The sequence below is a fragment of the Mesorhizobium sp. M8A.F.Ca.ET.021.01.1.1 genome (assembly GCF_003998025.1).
Lineage (GTDB): Bacteria > Pseudomonadota > Alphaproteobacteria > Rhizobiales > Rhizobiaceae > Mesorhizobium.
In genome coordinates, this window is record NZ_RZSJ01000912.1 from 1 (window position 1) to 1426 (window position 1426).

General features: G+C 62.8%; 3 pseudogenes. 1 reads left to right on the forward strand and 2 read right to left on the reverse strand.

From position 1 onward, the window contains the following. Window positions 1-112: 112 nt before the first annotated feature. Window positions 113-964 (reverse strand): annotated as a pseudogene (gene istB / locus EOA36_RS35365) (IS21-like element helper ATPase IstB). 96 nt (window positions 965-1060) lie between these two features. Then, window positions 1061-1327 (reverse strand): annotated as a pseudogene (locus EOA36_RS38670) (IS21 family transposase); the annotation flags it as partial. Between EOA36_RS38670 and EOA36_RS35375 the strand changes: the two are divergent. Continuing rightward, window positions 1320-1426: pseudogene (locus EOA36_RS35375) on the forward strand (transposase); the annotation flags it as partial. The pseudogenes EOA36_RS38670 and EOA36_RS35375 overlap by 8 nt on opposite strands.

A 1426-nucleotide genomic window follows, 5' to 3' on the forward strand; every position in this document is an offset into this window, starting at 1 on the left:
CAGGCTTACGTTCAGCTCCAGCGTGAGGCGGAGCGCCTTCTGGGTGTTTCCGGGAAGGCCAGGTGCATGCGCCAGGTAGAGATGCGCTACCTTGGGCAGGCATTCGAGCTGATTATTGATCTCGATGTTGGGCACCTATCCACCGAGGCGCGCAGCGAGCTGCGGTGAGCGCCCGATCAGGCGGAGCTGGTTGGGGTTGCACAGCCTGATCGGGCGCGGCTGATTGGCTTTCGGCTTCAGTTTGAGAGCGGCTCTTGAAGCGCCAGGACTCATTTCCGGTTTCGACGATCTCGCAATGGTGAGTGAGGCGATCGAGCAACGCGCTGGTCATCTTGGCGTCGACGAAGACGCTCGGCCATTCACCGAAGGCGAGATTGGTAGTGATGAGGATCGAGGTGCGCTCGTAGAGTTTCGAGATGAGATGGAAGAGCAACTGCCCGGCGGCCTGGGCGAAGGGCAGATAGCCGAGCTCATCGAGCACGACGAAGTCTAGCCGGGTCAGGTGATCGGCAATGCGGCCCTGGCGGCCGGAGCGGGTCTCGGCCTCCAGCCTGTTGAACAGGTCGACGACGTTGAAGAAGCGGCCTCGCGCGGCGTTGCGGATGAGTGAGCGGGCGATGGCGATCGCCAGATGCGACTTTCCTGTGCCTGTTCCGCCGACCAGGAACGACGTTGCGATGATCGGCGACGAAGACGCCGCCGGCGAGATCGCGCATCCGGGGTTCGTTGACCGGCGTGCCGGCGAAGTCGAAGTCCTTGGCCAGCGGCAACTTGGCGACGGCGAGCTGGTATTTGATGGAGCGGGCCTACTTCTCCGATATCTCGGCCTGCAAGAGATCACCGACAATCCTGGGCGGCTCGTGCTGTCGCTTGATGGCGACGCGCCCATGATCTCGTCATAGGCGCTGCGCATTCCGTAGAGCTTCAGCGCTCCCATCAGTTCCATTACCTCGGTGCGTTCCACGGCTGTTTGTCCTCCTGAGACTGTCATAGCGGGCGCAGTCGGCGACCGGCTCGTGAGCTAGCTTCAGCGCCGGGGAATGGAAAGGATCGTGCCCGGCGCCGGATCATGCGCGTCGAACACCATCTCCTGCGTCTCGCACGGATACGCCCTCACGAATACATGCGGCTGGTGGCAGAGCCGCATGTGCGCGACCTTCACTGTCACTGTCACGCCGTCGAGCAGGACGATCTCGTGACTCCAGTCGAACCGGTAGGCCTCGCCAGGTGCAAAACTCAGCGGAATGTGGGCCTCGGCGCTGCCGCGATCCGCCGCCCAACTCTGAGCATGCCGCCACACCGAACTGTAGCTGCCGTCAAAGTTCTGCGGGCTGAACCTCTCGACACAGCAGTCAGGCCAATATCGGGGCCAGACCCGCCTTTCCAAATTCGGCAATGCTCGGCTGCGCCGCACCCTGTGGATCGC